This is a genomic window from Azotobacter vinelandii CA (assembly GCF_000380335.1).
GTDB classification, from domain to species: Bacteria; Pseudomonadota; Gammaproteobacteria; order Pseudomonadales; family Pseudomonadaceae; genus Azotobacter; species Azotobacter vinelandii.
On the sequence record NC_021149.1, the window covers coordinates 3,390,832 to 3,406,655 of the forward strand.

General features: G+C 66.9%; 13 protein-coding genes. 6 read left to right on the forward strand and 7 right to left on the reverse strand.

The genetic code is table 11. The features are described 5' to 3' along the window. Positions 1 to 98 precede the first annotated feature (98 nt). Positions 99 to 806, forward strand: a complete 708-nt coding sequence (locus tag AVCA_RS15050; RefSeq protein WP_012701854.1) for a glutamine amidotransferase — start codon at positions 99 to 101, stop codon at positions 804 to 806. Positions 807 to 815: 9 nt separating this feature from the next. On the opposite strand, the gene AVCA_RS15055 is transcribed toward AVCA_RS15050, so the two are convergent. From AVCA_RS15055 to ttcA, 6 genes are all read right to left on the reverse strand, one after another. After that, entirely contained in the window at positions 816 to 1,337 is a 522-nt protein-coding gene (locus tag AVCA_RS15055; protein ID WP_012701855.1) for a C40 family peptidase, read from the reverse strand. Positions 1,338 to 1,471: 134 nt separating this feature from the next. Then, positions 1,472 to 2,089, reverse strand: a complete 618-nt coding sequence (locus AVCA_RS15060) for a C40 family peptidase (RefSeq protein WP_012701856.1) — start codon at positions 2,087 to 2,089, stop codon at positions 1,472 to 1,474. A gap of 329 nt (positions 2,090 to 2,418) precedes the next feature. Continuing rightward, positions 2,419 to 3,183, reverse strand: a complete 765-nt coding sequence (locus AVCA_RS15065) for an NAD-dependent deacylase (protein ID WP_012701857.1) — start codon at positions 3,181 to 3,183, stop codon at positions 2,419 to 2,421. A gap of 114 nt (positions 3,184 to 3,297) precedes the next feature. Further along, positions 3,298 to 3,969, reverse strand: coding sequence for a DNA-3-methyladenine glycosylase I (locus AVCA_RS15070; protein ID WP_012701858.1), 672 nt, complete (start codon positions 3,967 to 3,969; stop codon positions 3,298 to 3,300). 80 nt (positions 3,970 to 4,049) lie between these two features. Beyond that, complete coding sequence (locus tag AVCA_RS15075) at positions 4,050 to 5,114, reverse strand: 3-deoxy-7-phosphoheptulonate synthase (protein WP_012701859.1); 1,065 nt, start codon at positions 5,112 to 5,114, stop codon at positions 4,050 to 4,052. Between the two features lie 475 nt (positions 5,115 to 5,589). Continuing rightward, complete coding sequence (ttcA, locus tag AVCA_RS15080) at positions 5,590 to 6,414, reverse strand: tRNA 2-thiocytidine(32) synthetase TtcA (RefSeq protein WP_012701861.1); 825 nt, start codon at positions 6,412 to 6,414, stop codon at positions 5,590 to 5,592. A 267-nt stretch (positions 6,415 to 6,681) separates the two neighbouring features. Between ttcA and AVCA_RS15085 the strand changes: the two genes are divergently transcribed. Then, complete coding sequence (locus AVCA_RS15085; RefSeq protein ID WP_012701862.1) at positions 6,682 to 7,281, forward strand: Yip1 family protein; 600 nt, start codon at positions 6,682 to 6,684, stop codon at positions 7,279 to 7,281. Between the two features lie 174 nt (positions 7,282 to 7,455). After that, a complete protein-coding gene (locus tag AVCA_RS15090; protein ID WP_012701863.1) occupies positions 7,456 to 7,950 on the forward strand; it encodes a SprT family zinc-dependent metalloprotease in 495 nt (164 codons plus the stop codon). Here the strand turns inward: AVCA_RS15090 and AVCA_RS15095 are convergent. Next, positions 7,925 to 9,253, reverse strand: a complete 1,329-nt coding sequence (locus AVCA_RS15095) for a dicarboxylate/amino acid:cation symporter (RefSeq protein WP_012701864.1) — start codon at positions 9,251 to 9,253, stop codon at positions 7,925 to 7,927. The two genes, AVCA_RS15090 and AVCA_RS15095, sit on opposite strands and share 26 nt — an antisense overlap. Positions 9,254 to 9,552: 299 nt before the next feature. Here AVCA_RS15095 and AVCA_RS15100 point away from each other — a divergent pair, with 299 nt between their 5' ends. From AVCA_RS15100 to AVCA_RS27130, 3 genes are all read left to right on the forward strand, one after another. Continuing rightward, positions 9,553 to 10,338, forward strand: a complete 786-nt coding sequence (locus tag AVCA_RS15100; RefSeq protein WP_012701865.1) for a dienelactone hydrolase family protein — start codon at positions 9,553 to 9,555, stop codon at positions 10,336 to 10,338. Positions 10,339 to 10,428: 90 nt separating this feature from the next. Beyond that, entirely contained in the window at positions 10,429 to 11,139 is a 711-nt protein-coding gene (locus AVCA_RS15105; protein WP_012701866.1) for a 4'-phosphopantetheinyl transferase family protein, read from the forward strand. A gap of 629 nt (positions 11,140 to 11,768) precedes the next feature. Next, positions 11,769 to 15,785 carry a ribonucleoside-diphosphate reductase subunit alpha gene (locus AVCA_RS27130; RefSeq protein WP_012701867.1) on the forward strand — a complete coding sequence of 1,339 codons (4,017 nt, stop codon included), beginning with the start codon at positions 11,769 to 11,771 and terminating at the stop codon, positions 15,783 to 15,785. The last annotated feature ends 39 nt before the right edge of the window (positions 15,786 to 15,824 follow it).

Here is a 15,824-nt window from a genome sequence, read left to right on the forward strand (position 1 = left end):
TCGGGCTCCTGTTGTAAGGAAATGAATGGCGCCTCGACAGCCATCGAGTCCATCGCATAGGGTGCCTTCTTACACCCACAACCCGAACCGGTACAGGAATGAAAACCGTCCTAGCCATCCGCCACGTCGCCTTCGAGGACCTCGGCGTCTTCGCCCCCGTACTCGAAGAACTGGGCTACCAGATCCGCTATGCCGACCCCGGCATCCTCGCCGCCGGCGAACTGGCCGCGCTGGAGGCGGAGTCGCCCGACCTCCTGGCGGTCCTCGGCGCCCCCATCGGTGCCTACGACGAAGCCACCTACCCCTTCCTGCAGGCGGAGCTGGAACTGCTCGCCCGGCGCCTGCGCAGCGGCAAGCCGCTGCTCGGCATCTGCCTGGGCGCCCAGTTGATCGCCCGCGCCCTGGGGGCCGGGGTCGCGCCGATGGGCGTCAAGGAAATCGGCTTCGGCGGCCTGCGGCTGACCGCGGAGGGCGCCGCCGGCTGCCTGGCCGCGCTGGGCGACGGTGGCACCGTGCTGCACTGGCATGGCGACATGTTCGAGCTGCCGCCGGGCGCCACCCTCCTTGCCCGCACCGACATCTGCCCGAACCAGGCCTTCGCGCTCGGCACGGCCGTGCTCGGCCTGCAATTCCACCTCGAAGCCGATCCGGCGCGGATCGAACAATGGCTGATCGGCCATGCGGCGGAACTGTCCGCCAGCGGAATCGACCCGGTGGTCATCCGCCGGCAGGCGAAAGAGGTGGGAGAAGCGCTGCGCCGGCGCGGCCAGCAGGTGCTGCGCGACTGGCTCGCCGCACAGGCCTGACGGTCCGCGTCAGGGCTGGCGCGCCACGGGCATGGCGCGCAGCACGCGCCTGGCGCCCAGGTAGCGGGCGCGCCAGTAGTCGTCGGACAGACGATCCAGCCGCACGGTGCCGCCGCTGGAGGGAGCGTGCACGAAGCGCCCCTCGCCCACGTAGATGCCGGCATGACTGACCCGGCCACCGCCGCCGGTGGCGAAGAACACCAGGTCGCCGCTGCGCAGGGCCCCGGAATGCACGCTGGGCGCCCCCATGGCGAGCATCTCGCGGGTCGAGCGCGGCAGGCGGATGCCCGCCGCCTCGCGGTAGACATAACCGATCAGACCGCTGCAGTCGAATCCGGAATCCGGGGTATTGCCGCCCCAGCGATAGGGCGTGCCGACCAGCCCGAGGGCGCGAACCAGCACGTCCTCCGCCTGTGGCGAAGCGGGAGGAGCGCCAGCGGACGGAGCCTTGGGCGAGGGAGAACGGGCGGAACAGGCCGCGAGCAGCACGGCGAGCAGGATAGGGACGAGAAGGCGGGCCTGGGCGGGCATGGGCGACAGTCCGGTTGTCGGGTCGCTCTACTCTGCCGACGGGCGGCACCTCGCGCAAGCCGCCATCCGGCCCCGCGAAAACGCAAAGGCCCGATCGCCTCGGGGCGATCGGGCCTTTGCGGAACGGGAAGACCTCAGTCGTGCTGTGCGGCCAACACCAGGGAACGGCCGGCCTGCGCCTGCTTGCTTTCGGACGCCAGCACCAGGGCGCGCTTGGCCTGCAGGTAGCTGGAACTCCAGTACGAGTTCTGCAGGCTGTCCACTCGCACGCCGCCGCTGCGACGGCTGGCGGAATGCAGGAAACGACCGTTGCCGATGTAGACGCCGACATGGTTGACCTGGCCACGGCCACGGTTGTTGAAGAAGATCAGGTCGCCGGCCTGCAGCTCGTTGCGGGCCACGCGGGGCGCATCGAGGGTGATCATCTCGCGGGTCGAACGCGGCAGCTTGATGCCCGCCTCTTCGCGGAACAGGTAGCCGATGAAGCCGCTGCAGTCGAAACCGGTGACTGCCGAGCTGCCACCGTAGCGGTAGGGCGTGCCGAGCAGGCCGAAACCGCGGACCAGAATGCTGTCGGCCAGTGCCGGCAGACGGTAGCCGTCGTTCAACGCGGCCAGATCCTTTTGGCTGGGCTCCTGGATCAGGGATACCCGCTCGGGAGCGGCGAATTCCTGCTGCAGAGCCTGCCCCGCGCAGCCGGTCAGGAAGACGGCGAGCGCCAGGGGCACGAGGGTTGCGAGACGATTCAGCATGGGCAAAGGCTTATCCAAAAGTCCAATGGCGGGCGAATATGCCTGCGATGAGAGTGATTTACAAATAGTCTCTGTGCGGATTGTGACAAAGGAAGCGTTTTCGCCCGTCCTCCGTGCAGGCGCTGTCGCCTTTCCGACATAGGCGCGAATTGCCTTAAAAAGCACTGAAAGCCAGATATGGCGCGGGTTTCAGCCTGATCACCGAACGCGCTCGAAAAGCCTTTCGCGGCTGCCGACCCTTGTCGCTCCTGCGACAACCAGTCGCAAACCCTTTGCCGCCATGAACGCCTCGCGCGGACTGCCTCGCGCACTCCGCCAAAGGCGCGAACTCAGCCGCGGGAAAGGCGCTCCAGCAGGGCCGGCAGGAGCCGGGATGCCCGTTCCGGCGCATGGATATCGACGATGTCGCTGAGATCGGTCCGCTGCGGATTGATTTCCGCGGTGAAACCGCCGGTCTGCCAGGTACGCAGGACCGGCTCGACGATATAGGGAAAGCTCGCCGTGGTCCCCACCGCCAGCACCGCGTCGAAGCCCCGGGTGAGCTGTTCGGCGAGGGTCCGGCAACCGTGGGCGGAAAGCTCCTCGCCGAACAGCACCACCGGCGGGCGGAGCACGCCGCCGCAGTACGCGCAGCGCGGCGGCAGCGGCCGCTCCAGGTACTCGGACAGCTCCTCGCTGCGCCTGCCGCAGGTCTGGCAATACAGCGGCGCCAGCTCGCCATGGATCTCGATCAGCCGTTCCGGCGGCGAGCCGGCGGCGCGGTGGTAGCCGTCGATGTTCTGGGTCAGCACCCAGCAGCCGGGCTTGCGCCGCTGCAGCTCGGCGATGGCCTCGTGGCCGGCGTTGGGGCGGGCCGCGAGGCAGGCCCGGCCCAGTTCGGCGAGATATTTCCAGCACAGCGCCGGATCGCGGCGCAGCATGTCGGCGGACAGCGCCGCCTCGATCGGCAGGCCCTCCGCCGTGCGGCCGTTGTAGAGGCCGCCGAGGCCGCGATAGGTGGGCAGGCCGGAGTCGGCGGAAAGCCCGGCGCCGCTGATGACGAGGATCCGCTCGGCCCGCGACAGGCCCCTGGCGATCCGCTCGATGGTATCCATGCAGCCTCCTTGGGACCTGCCCGTGGCGAACGATGCGGACTCAGTGAAGACCGGAAAGCGCCGGAGGGAAAAGGCCTTCGGTCGCCCGCCGCCCCGCCGGCCGACGCGCCGTCATCAATGGTTCACTGTGTGGGCGAGCATCACCGACAACTGGCACAGCGGCCGGCCGCTTTCCGCCCGCCAGCGATTGAAGGCGGCCTGCACCGCGGCCAGGTCCTTCCGGCTGTTCGGCGCCTTGTCGACGATGCCCTGGGCCTTGAGCGCGGCGACCACGTCCTCGGTGGGAACGAAGGTGTCCTTGCCGGCCATGCGCAGCAGACGCGGCGCCGACAGTCCGCCGAGCTGGTTGCCGTGCTTGGACAGGTATTTCCACAGGCCGACGATATCCTCGACCGGCCAGTCGGCGATCAGCGCGCCGAAGCCGCCCTTCTCCCGCGCCACGTCCAGCACGAGGCGGGCGTTGAGCGGCACGCTCCTGAGCTTGGCCAGGTGGCGGATCAGCCGCTCGTCGTGCATCAGCCGTTCCAGATGCCCGGCGTCCATCAGCACCGCCTTGTGCGGATCGAAGCCGAAGAAGGCCTCCTCGAAGGCCGGCCACTTGGCATCCACCACGCTGTGCTTGAGGCCGGCGTGGAACACCCGCAGGCTGATCAGCGAAAGGTAACGATCATCGGGAATCGCGCGCAGCTCGTCGGCACTCTTCGGCTGCGGCAGCCGCGCCTCCAGCGCGGCCGCCGAGCCGAAACGGTTGAGACAGTATTCGTGCATCCATCTGTAGTCGCGCATCCTGAAGGTCCGGTCCGGAAAAGCAGCGACAGAGGTTGCCTGCAGGAGATACCGTCTTGCAAGTGCGTCTCAGCTGCGACTCAAGCGCGCAGGCGCCGGGCGGCGTCCAGCAGCATCCGTTCGGTGGCGCTCCAGCCGAGACAGCCGTCGGTGATCGAGACACCGTAGCGCAGCTCGCCGGACAGCGGCTGGCAGCCGTCGAACAGATGGCTTTCCAGCATCACCCCGCGCAGGCTGGTATCGCCGGCCAGGCGCTGCGCGAGCACGTCGTCCAGCACGGCCGGCTGGCGCAACGGGTCCTTGCCGCTGTTGGCGTGGCTGCAGTCGACCATGATCCGCGCGGCGATGCCCTGGCGCTCCAGGGCCTGACGGGCGCCGGCGACGCTGGCCGCGTCGTGGTTCGGTCCGCCGTGGCCGCCGCGCAGCACCAGATGGGTATCCGGGTTGCCGCGGGTCTGCAGCAGGGCCGGATGGCCCAGTTCGTCGATGCCGAAATGCCGATGGGCATGGGCGGCCGAGCGCATGGCGTCGCAGGCGATGCCCAGGCTGCCGTCGGTGCCGTTCTTGAAGCCCACCGGCAGATCCAGGCCGCTGACCATCTCGCGGTGGATCTGCGACTCGCTGGTGCGCGCGCCGATGGCGGCCCAGCCCAGCAGGTCGTCGAAGTAGCTGGCCGCCAGCGGCTGCAGCAGTTCGCTGGCCAGCGGCAGGCCCAGTTCCAGAATGTCCAGCATCAGTCGGCGCGACAGCCGCAGGCCCTCGGCCATGTCGCCGCTGCCGTCCAGGTGCGGATCGTAGACCAGCCCCTTCCAGCCGACGGTGGTGCGCGGCTTCTCGACATAGGCGCGCATCACCAGCAACAACCGGTCGTCGACCTGCGGCGCCAGCTCGGCCAAGCGCGCGGTGTAATCCAGGGCGGAGTCGGGGTCGTGCAGCGAGCAGGGGCCGACCACCACCAGAAGGCGCGGGTCCCGGCCGTCGAGCACCGCGCGGATGGCGGCGCGGTCGGCCCGGATGCGCTCGGTGAGCGCGGGAGTCAGCGGCAGGCGCTGGCGCAGCACCGAGGGCCTGGGCAGCGGCTGGGCGCTGCGGCGGGCGGGAATGGACTCGGCGGTGGCGAGCTGGGCGGAAACGGATGCATTCATGTTCTGGAAGTCCTTGACCGGCGCGGGCAGTCCGCGGCGGTACTAGTCGATTGTTCGTTCGAGAGGGGTCGGGGCGGCGGCGAAGCGGCTAAATCGCCAGCCATGACGGTAAGCGCAGTAATAGGAATAAGTGCTCATCGGTGGCTCCTCGTTGTACTAAGGCCTTGTTACGGCTGGAAAAAACAAAACCCCCGGTCGGGTTGCCGACCGGGGGTTTGCGAAAACTGCTCTGGTGGCGACCCTGCTTGCTGGGGCGCCTGTACGGGGTATCAGGCGCGCCTGTGGCTAAACCACCAATACCCGAAGTAATAGCCGGCAACCGCGATCCGCCACGCACGAACAGGCGCGGTACGGGCTGCACCGGCATGGACGAGGGACAGGGAAGCGAGGCTGAGCGGCATGATGTTCTCCGTGGGATTTCCGAACCTTACTCCAGTGGCCCGGCGGCTTTCAAGCCGGGCGTTCGGCCAGGGGCTCACAGGTTCACCGCATCGACGAAGCGCGGCGCGGCGCTGTCGTCGATGCGCAGGCCGGCGAAGTCGAACAGCTTGCGGTCGGCCAGTTGCGAAGGGTGCACGTTCTGCAGGGCGCGGAACATGATCTCGGTGCGTCCCGGCGACTGGCGCTCCCACTCGCGCAGCATTTCCTTGACCACCTGGCGCTGCAGGTTTTCCTGGGAACCGCAGAGGTTGCAGGGGATGATCGGGAATTCCTTCAGCTTCGCGTAGGCTTCGATGTCCGTCTCGCTGCAGTAGGCCAGCGGGCGGATCACCACGTTGCGCCCGTCGTCGGAAAGCAGCTTGGGCGGCATGGCCTTCAGGGTGCCGCCGTAGAACAGGTTGAGGAAGAAGGTTTCGAGAATGTCGTCGCGATGATGGCCGAGCGCCATCTTGGTCGCACCGATCCGGTCGGCGAAGGTATAGAGGGTGCCGCGGCGCAGGCGCGAGCACAGCGAGCAGGTGGTCTTGCCCTCGGGAATCTTCTCTTTGACCACCGAGTAGGTGTCCTTCTCGATGATGTGGTAGTCGACGCCGATGGACTTCAGGTAGGTCGGCAGCACCTCCTCGGGAAAGCCCGGCTGCTTCTGGTCCATGTTCACCGCGACGATCTCGAAGCCGATCGGCGCCACCTTCTGCAGGTAGAGCAGCACGTCGAGCATGGTGTAGCTGTCCTTGCCACCGGACAGGCAGACCATCACCTTGTCGCCCTCCTCGATCATGTTGAAATCGGTGACCGCCTCGCCGGCCAGGCGGCGCAGACGCTTCTGCAGCTTGTTCTGATTGACCGAAAGGGTGCCCATGGTGCTGTGGATCCGGAAGGTACGAAAAGCCGGGCATTTTACGCGCAAATCGTCCGCAAGGGGCGCCGCCTCCCCCTTGTCGTCGGACTGTAATAGTGCCGCGTTATCACCTCCCGCCGAAAGAGAGCGAATCACTCTAAAGCCACGATCTGCGTGGCCTCCGGGCGACACCTATACTTCGGTTGCAAGGCCGCGGGCCCGGATCGGGGTCTGTCGCAGGCACGGAGGCGCCCAGGAGCGGCCCACACAAAAAAGAGGAGAGTCGGCATGATCAACCACGTCTGGGGGCTGTTCGCCCATCCCGACCGGGAATGGCAGGAAATCCGTGGCGAAGAGGAAAGCGTCCACCACATGTATCTCACCCATGTCCTGTTCCTGGCGGCGATTCCCGCCGTCTCGGCCTTCATCGGTACGACCCAGGTCGGCTGGAACGTGGCCGGCGGCGAGCCGGTCCGGCTGACGGCGGGAAGCGCGCTGCAGATGAGCCTCATGACCTACCTGGCGATGCTCGCCGGGGTGGCGGTGATGGGCGGCTTCATCCACTGGATGGCGCGCACCTACGACGCCAGCCCGAGCCTGACGCAGTGCATCGTGTTCGCCGCCTACAACGCGACGCCGCTGTTCATCGGCGGTCTGGCGGCGCTCTACCCCAGCCTCTGGCTGGCCATGGTCGTCGGCACCCTGGCGGTCTGCTACACGGCCTACCTGCTCTACGTCGGCCTGCCGACCTTCATGAACATTCCTCGCGAGGAAGGTTTCCTGTTCTCCAGTTCGGTGCTCGCCGTCGGCCTGGTGGTACTGGTGGCGATGATCGGCATCTCGGTGATCCTCTGGGGCTTCGGCCTGGGCCCGACCTATATCAGTTGAACGCAGCCATCACCCGATCGCGAGGCCGCCCATGAGGCGGCCTCGGTGTTTCCGGGCCTGGAAAAGCCCATCCGGCCGGACCGGCATGCCCTGCGGCAAGGGACCGACGGACGAAGCGCCGGGCAACCGGGTGCCCGGCTTCGGCATAATGGTGCGCACAGGAGGTAGCGCCCCATGCCCGAATTCATTCTTGCCCGCGTCGACGCCTGCTTCCGCCAGGCCGAGGCGTTCTTCGAACGCGACTTCGCGCGCCCGCAGGTCAGCCTGCGGCTGCGCGGCCAGAAGGCGGGCGTGGCCCATCCGCGGGAAAACCTGCTGCGTTTCAATGCCCAGCTGTATGCGGAGAACCGCGAGGACTTCCTGCGCCAGACGGTGGCCCACGAGGTGGCGCATCTGGTCGCCTTTCAAATGTTCGGAATGGGCATCAGGCCCCATGGGGAGGAGTGGCAGCGGATCATGCGGGAGGTCTACGGGCTACCGGCCAAGCGCTGCCACGACTACGTCGTGCAGCGCCGCCGGGTGACCCACTACCTGTACCGCTGCCAGTGCCCGGACGGCGAGTTCCCCTTCAGCGCGCAGCGCCATTCGCTGGTGCTGCGCGGTCGTCGGTATCTCTGTCGCCGTTGCCGGAGCGTGCTGGAGTTCAGCGGCGAGCAGCGTCTTCAGTGACCAGCACCGGCTCGGCGACTGCCTCGACGTCGGCCTCCTTGCCCTGACCGGCCAGTTCGCGCTGCATGCGCTCGCTGTCCAGTTGGCCGCACCAGCGAGCCACCACCACGCTGGCCACGCCGTTGCCGACCAGGTTGGTCAGAGCGCGGGCCTCGGACATGAAGCGGTCGATGCCGAGAATCAGCGCCAGACCGGCCACCGGCACATGGCCGACCGCCGACAGGGTGGCCGCCAGCACGATGAAGCCGCTGCCGGTGACGCCCGCCGCGCCCTTGGAGGCGACCAGCAACACCGCCAGCAGGGTCAATTGCTGGGTCAGGTCCATCGGCGTATCGGTGGCCTGAGCGATGAACACCGCAGCCATGGTCAGGTAGATCGAGGTGCCGTCGAGGTTGAAGGAATAGCCGGTCGGGATCACCAGGCCGACTACCGACTTGTGGCAGCCGAGCTTCTCCATCTTGTTCAGCATGCGCGGCAGCACCGACTCGGAAGACGAGGTGCCGAGCACGATCAGCAGTTCCTCGCGGATGTAGCGGATGAAGCGCAGGATGTTGAAGCCGTTGGCACGGGCGATGCCGCCCAGCACCACCAGGACGAAGAGTATGCAGGTGATGTAGAAGCACAGCATCAGTTGGCCCAGTTGCAGCAGCGAGCCGACGCCGTACTTGCCGATGGTGAAGGCCATGGCGCCGAAGGCCCCGATGGGCGCGACCTTCATGATCATGTTGATGATGCCGAACATCACATGAGCGATGCGGTCGATGAACTCCAGCACCGGACGGCCGTAGTCGCCCATGCGTTGCAGGGCGAAGGCGAAGATCACCGAAAAGAACAGCACCTGCAGGATGTCGCCGTTGGCGAAGGCGCCGACCACGGTGCCGGGGATCACGTTGAGCAGGAAGCCGATGGTGCTCTGCTCGCCGCCGGCCTTGGCATAGGCCGCGACGCTGCCGGCATCCAGGGCCGAGACGTCGACATGCATGCCAACGCCCGGCTGCACCAGGTTGATCACCACCAGGCCGATGATCAAGGCCACGGTGGAAACGATCTCGAAATACAGCAGCGCGATGCCGCCGGTCTTGCCGACCGCCTTCATGTCCTGCATGCCGGCGATGCCGCTGACCACGGTACAGAAGATGATGGGGGCGATGGCCATCTTGATCAGCTTGACGAAGCCGTCACCCAGCGGCTTCATCGCCGCCCCGGTTTCCGGATAGAAATGACCCAGCGCGATACCGATGGCGATGGCCATCAGCACCTGGACGTACAGGCTCTTGTAGAACGGTTGTTGTTGATTGGACATTTTGGCAAGGTCCTCGCGAGCGACACCTGAACTCCCTCCATGGAAACCGGCGCCACCGGACTGGGTACCTCCCTCCTCCGGGGAGATTCTTGTAATCCCCGCGAGCGGGGCTGTACGGTCGAGGAGCAAGGCATATGCCATTCCGTACCCATGAAAAATATATCCTTTTAAATCAATCATTTAAAAAAACACATTCGGCCGAAAACGCCCGATCGGGCGGATATCCGCCGCCCGGGAGGCGAGATTCCGCCAGCGACCTGGGCTACCATCGGCAAAACCGACGAAAGGGAGAAATCGGCATGCGTCACTACTTGCCCGGCCTGCTTCTGCTGGCCTTCAGCAACGCCAGTCTGGCGGAGATCCAGACCCGCGAGCTGACCTACCGGAGCGCCGACGGCACGCCGCTGGTGGGCTACTACGCCTACGACGATGCCATCGAGGGGCCGCGCCCCGGCGTGATGGTCGTGCACGAATGGTGGGGACTGAACGACTACGCCAAGCGCCGCGCCCGCGACCTCGCCGGCCTCGGCTACAGCGCCCTGGCCATCGACATGTACGGCCAGGGCAGGAACACCGAGCACCCGGCCGACGCCCAGGCCTTCATGCAGGCCGCCACGGCCAATGCCGAGAACGCCAAGAACCGTTTCCTCGCCAGCCTGGAGCTGCTCAAGGCCCAACCGCGGACCGACGGCCGGAAGATCGCCGCGATCGGCTACTGCTTCGGCGGCAAGGTGGTGCTGGACATGGCCCGCCAGGGCGTACCGCTGGCCGGGGTGGTCAGCTTCCACGGCAACCTGTCCGCCCAGACCCCCGCCACCCCCGGCAGCGTCAAGGCGCGGATACTGGTCGCCCACGGCGAGGCCGACAGCTTCGTCAGCGACCGGGACATCGCCGACTTCAAGCACGAGATGGAGCAAGCCGGCGCCGACTACCGCTTCAACAGCTATCCCGGCGCCAAGCACAGTTTCACCAACCCCGATGCCGACGCCCACGCCGGCCACGGCCTGGACATCGGCTACCAGAAGGAAGCCGACGAACGCTCTTGGGCCGACATGCAGGCTTTCCTCCGGGAAGTCTTCGAATAAGAACGCGCCCGGGCGGTGGCAAGTGCGCCGCGGCGTCGCGGTCCGCGAAATCCCCTATCCGCCCGGAGCAGCCCACGGCAGAATGTCGCGATGACTTTCCAGAGCCCCCTGCCCCCCTGCCTGAGCGAGCCGAGCGCGCACTGGCCGCTGCCTCTGGCGCTGCCCGCCACCGCGCTCCATAGCGCCCGCTTCGACCCGGCCCTGTTGCAGGCCGCCGACTTCACCGCCTGCGGCATCGCGCCGGTGCGCGGCGTGGCCAAGCGCCAGGCCGAATACCTGGCCGGCCGCCTCTGCGCGCGCCAGGCCCTGCAGCGACTGACCGGCACGCCCGGCGTACCGGCGGTCGGCGAGGACCGCGCGCCGCAGTGGCCGGCCGGGGTGGTCGGCTCCATCACCCACGGCGACGGCTGGGCCGCCGCCCTGGTCGGACGGGCCGACGCCTGGTCCGGCCTGGGGCTGGACACCGAACTCCTGCTGCCGGCCGAACGCGCCCGGCACCTGGCCGAACACATCCTCACCCCCGCCGAACTCGGGCGCCTGAGCGGCACGCCCGAGGCGCAGGCCTGGCTGACCAGCCTGACCTTCTCTCTCAAGGAGAGCCTGTTCAAGGCGCTCTATCCGCTGGTCCGCCAGCGTTTCTATTTCGAGCATGCCGAACTGCTCGACTGGACTCCCGCCGGAACGGCCCGCCTGCGCCTGCTCCAAGGCCTCGGTCCGGACTGGCCGGCCGGCAGCCTGCTCGAAGGCCAGTTCGCCTGCGAGAACGGGCGCCTGCTGACCCTGGTCGCCATCCCCGCCTGAACCCCGGACGGGGCGGAACGGCCGATGCGCCCATGCTTTCCCGCCACGCCGGAAAACACAAGATATTGTGTTTCTCTGTACGGAGCGGAAATCCGCGCCCGGGGCATCGATTTTCTCCTGTCGACGACAGGCGGTGCAGGCCAGGCAGACCGCGGCCTGCATCGAAGCATCCTCCCGCCACCCACAGAAGACTCACATTTTATCCACAGCCTATCCAGGCCGTCTCGCCTTGCATAAGCCCCATGCACGCATTATCTTGTATCCCCATTCAGCCAGACCCCTACATATAGGGATATAGATCGGGAGCCGGCCCTCTTCGCAAGTCCTCTGCAGATTCCAGTCCACGGACTGGTCCAGCCGGTTCCCCATAGTGAAAGACGATATTCAGCCAGCCGCCGATGCGGCTGGCATTGCTTTCGGCGCAGGCTAGTCGCCGAATTCGCGGGTGTGCCGCCGACGGCGCATACCACTAGATGTTGTGGTTCGGGCCCAGAGGCCGGAACCGCATTCGACAGCACCATGAGGACGTCTGTCGCAGCCGTCCATCCGCCGTTTCCGCACCGGACTCCCGGCGGACGGATCGCTGCGTCAGCCGTCCGAGCAAAAACCTTTCACAATGGAGGACCTTCATGCATACCGACGCCACTCGCGAAACCCAGTCGCCCGGCGCACCGCGGACCGCCGACTCGACCCCGGACCTGGCCGCCACCGCACCCGGCCAGTTGCGCGTGATCAAGCGCAACGGCACCGTCGTCGCCTACACCGACGACAAGATCACCGTGGCCATCACCAAGGCGTTCCTCGCAGTGGAAGGCGGCACCGCCGCCGCCTCGTCGCGCATCCATGAAACCGTCGCCCGCCTGACCGAGCAGGTCACCACCACCTTCAGGCGCCGCATGCCCTCCGGCGGCACCATCCACATCGAGGAAATCCAGGACCAGGTGGAACTGGCGCTGATGCGCGCCGGCGAGCACAAGGTCGCCCGCGACTACGTGATCTATCGCGAGGCCCGCGCCCAGGAACGCAAGCGCGCCGCCGCCGTCCAGGAAGTCGCCCAGCCGCACCCGAGCATTCGCGTCGCCCGCGCCGACGGAGTCCTCGTGCCGCTGGACATGGGCCGCCTGGACACCATCATCGGCGAGGCCTGCGAGGGCCTGGCCGAGGTCGATGCCGCGCTGATCCAGAAGGAAACCCTGAAGAACCTCTACGACGGCGTGGCCGAGAAGGACGTCAACACCGCCCTGGTGATGACCGCGCGCACCCTGGTCGAGCGCGAGCCGAACTACTCCTACGTCACCGCGCGCCTGCTGATGGACACCCTGCGCGCCGAAGCCCTCGGTTTCCTGGGCGTCGCCGAGTCCGCCACCCACCACGAGATGGCCGACCTCTACGCCAGGGCCCTGCCGGTGTACGTCGAGAAGGGCATCGAGTTCGAACTGCTCGACCCGAAACTGCGCGAGTTCGACCTCGTCCGGCTGGGCGCCGCCCTCGATCACGAGCGCGACCAGCAGTTCACCTACCTCGGCCTGCAGACCCTCTACGACCGCTACTTCCTGCACAAGGACGGCATCCGCTTCGAGCTGCCACAGGTGTTCTTCATGCGCGTCGCCATGGGCCTGGCCATCGAGGAGCCGCAGAAGGAAGAGCGCGCCATCGAGTTCTACAACCTGCTGTCGTCCTTCGACTACATGGCCTCCACGCCGACCCTGTTCAACGCCGGCACCCTGCGCCCGCAACTCTCCTCCTGCTATCTGACCACGGTGCCGGACGACCTCTCGGGCATCTACAACGCCATCCACGACAACGCCATGCTGTCCAAGTTCGCCGGCGGCCTGGGCAACGACTGGACCCCGGTGCGCGCGCTCGGCTCCTACATCAAGGGCACCAACGGCAAGAGCCAGGGCGTGGTGCCCTTCCTCAAGGTGGTCAACGACACCGCGGTGGCCGTGAACCAGTGCTTCGCCCCCGAAACCCTGGTGCATACCGCCGACGGCCCGCGGCCGATCCGCGACCTGCAGCAGGGCGACCTGGTGCTGGGGATCAGCGGCCGCTACCGCGAAGTCACCCACAAGTTCGTCTACAACCAGACCGACGCCATGCTCGCCATCCGGGTCAAGCATGCCGTCGAGCCGATCGAGGTGACCGCTGGCCACCCCTTCTACGCGATCCGCGGCGTGCCGCTGGAACAGTCCGGCGAACGTACCCTGCGCCAATTGGAAAGCGGCAAGCGCAGCCCCGAATGGATCGACGCCGGCGAACTCGAGCGCGGCGACTACATGGCCCAGGTGATTCCGAGCGAAGTCGTGCCCGTGGCCGGATTCGACGAAGACGACGCCCGCCTGTACGGCATCCTGCTCGGCGATGGCCACTTGTCCAAGAACGGCCTGCAGTGGGGTGTTTCCGGCCATCCGCAGCGCGACGGGCACATGGACTTCGTGCGCGCCTACCTGTCGGCGCGCGGCATCCACTTCTGGGAAACCGCCCGCGACGAGACTTATGGCCAGATCCACTGGGCCTCCGGTCGCGGCGTGCGGCGCGATGCCACTACCGGCCGTATCACCGGCGCCGGCGCGGCTACCCTGCCGTTCGAGCATGCCGACCTCTACGACGAGCAGGGCCGCAAGCGCATCGCCCGGCGCTTCAGCCATCTACCGCGCCAGCAGAGCCTCGCGCTGATCCGGAGCCTGCTGGAAAGCGACGGCGGGGTTTCGCGCGGCAAGGAAATCTACTTCACCAACACCTCGCGCCCGCTGATCGAGGGCCTGCGCTATCAGTTGCTGCGCCTCGGCGTGCCGACCGCCGGACAGTACCGCGAACGCCGCCAGGACCATGTCGGCCAGCGCGCGGACGGTTCGCCGATCCGCTTCGAGGGCGTCTGCAAGGCCTACGACCTGCGCATCCCCGCCGTGCCGGAAGTGGCGCAGTTGGTGGGTTGCCAGCCCATCGCCAAGCGCAACTGGATCACTTGGCAGGGCTGCGTCTACTCACGCATCCGCGACGTCCAGCCGATCGCCGTCAAGCCCTTCGTGTTCGACCTCAAGGTGGAGGGCGACGAGTCCTACATGACCACCAGCGGCCTCGCCCACAACGGCGGCAAGCGCAAGGGCGCGGTCTGCGCCTACCTGGAAACCTGGCACCTGGACATCGAGGAATTCCTCGAACTGCGCAAGAACACCGGCGACGACCGCCGCCGCACCCACGACATGAACACCGCCAACTGGATTCCGGACCTGTTCATGAAGCGGGTGTTCGAGGACGGCCAGTGGACCCTGTTCTCGCCGTCCGACGTGCGCGACCTGCACGACCTCACCGGGCGCGCCTTCGAGGAGCGCTACGAGTACTACGAGGCGCTGACCCAGTACGGCAAGATCAAGCTGTTCAAGACCATCGCCGCCAAGGACCTGTGGCGCAAGATGCTCTCGATGCTGTTCGAGACCGGCCACCCCTGGCTGACCTTCAAGGACCCGTGCAATCTGCGCAGCCCGCAGCAGCACGTGGGCGTGGTGCACAGCTCCAACCTCTGCACCGAGATCACCCTCAACACCTCGGACTCCGAGATCGCCGTGTGCAACCTGGGCTCGATCAACCTGGTCAACCACATCAATGACGGCAGGCTGGACACCGAGAAGCTATCGCGCACCGTGAAGACCGCCGTGCGCATGCTCGACAACGTCATCGACATCAACTACTACAGCGTCGACACCGCGCGTAACGCCAACTTCCGCCACCGCCCGGTCGGCCTCGGCATCATGGGCTTCCAGGACGCGCTGTACCTGCAGCACATCGCCTACGGCTCGGAGGCGGCCATCGCCTTCGCCGACCGCTCGATGGAAGCCATCAGCTACTACGCGATCCAGGCCTCCTGCGACCTGGCCGAGGAGCGCGGCGCCTACTCCAGCTTCGAAGGTTCGCTGTGGTCCAGGGGCATCCTGCCGCTGGACTCGCTGGACATCCTCGCCGAGCAGCGCGGCACCAAGTACATCGAGGTGGACCGCTCCAGCACCCTGGACTGGGCACCGCTGCGCGAGCGTGTGAAGAAGGGCATGCGCAACTCCAACATCATGGCCATCGCGCCGACCGCGACCATCTCCAACATCGTCGGCGTGTCGCAGTCCATCGAGCCGACCTACCAGAACCTCTACGTGAAGTCGAACCTCTCCGGCGAGTTCACCGTGATCAATCCCTACCTGGTCCACGACCTCAAGGCGCGCGAGCTGTGGGACGGGGTGATGGTCAACGACCTCAAGTACTACGACGGCTCGGTGCAGCAGATCGAGCGCATCCCAACCGACCTCAAGGCCCTCTACGCAACCGCCTTCGAGGTGGAGACCAAGTGGATCGTCGAGGCCGCCAGCCGCCGGCAGAAGTGGATCGACCAGGCCCAGTCGCTGAACCTGTACATCGCCGGCGCCTCGGGCAAGAAGCTCGACGTGACCTACCGCATGGCCTGGTTCCGCGGCCTGAAGACCACCTACTACCTCCGCGCCCTGGCCGCCACCAGCGCCGAGAAGTCGACCATCAACACCGGCAAGCTCAACGCCGTGTCCTCGGTGATCGACGAGAGCCTGTCCGCCGCCGAACCCAAGCCGGCGCCGGTGCCGCAAGCGTGCAGCATCGACAACCCGGACTGCGAAGCCTGTCAGTGACCGGCTGACCCGCAGGCCGGCACTGCATCCCCTCTCCCC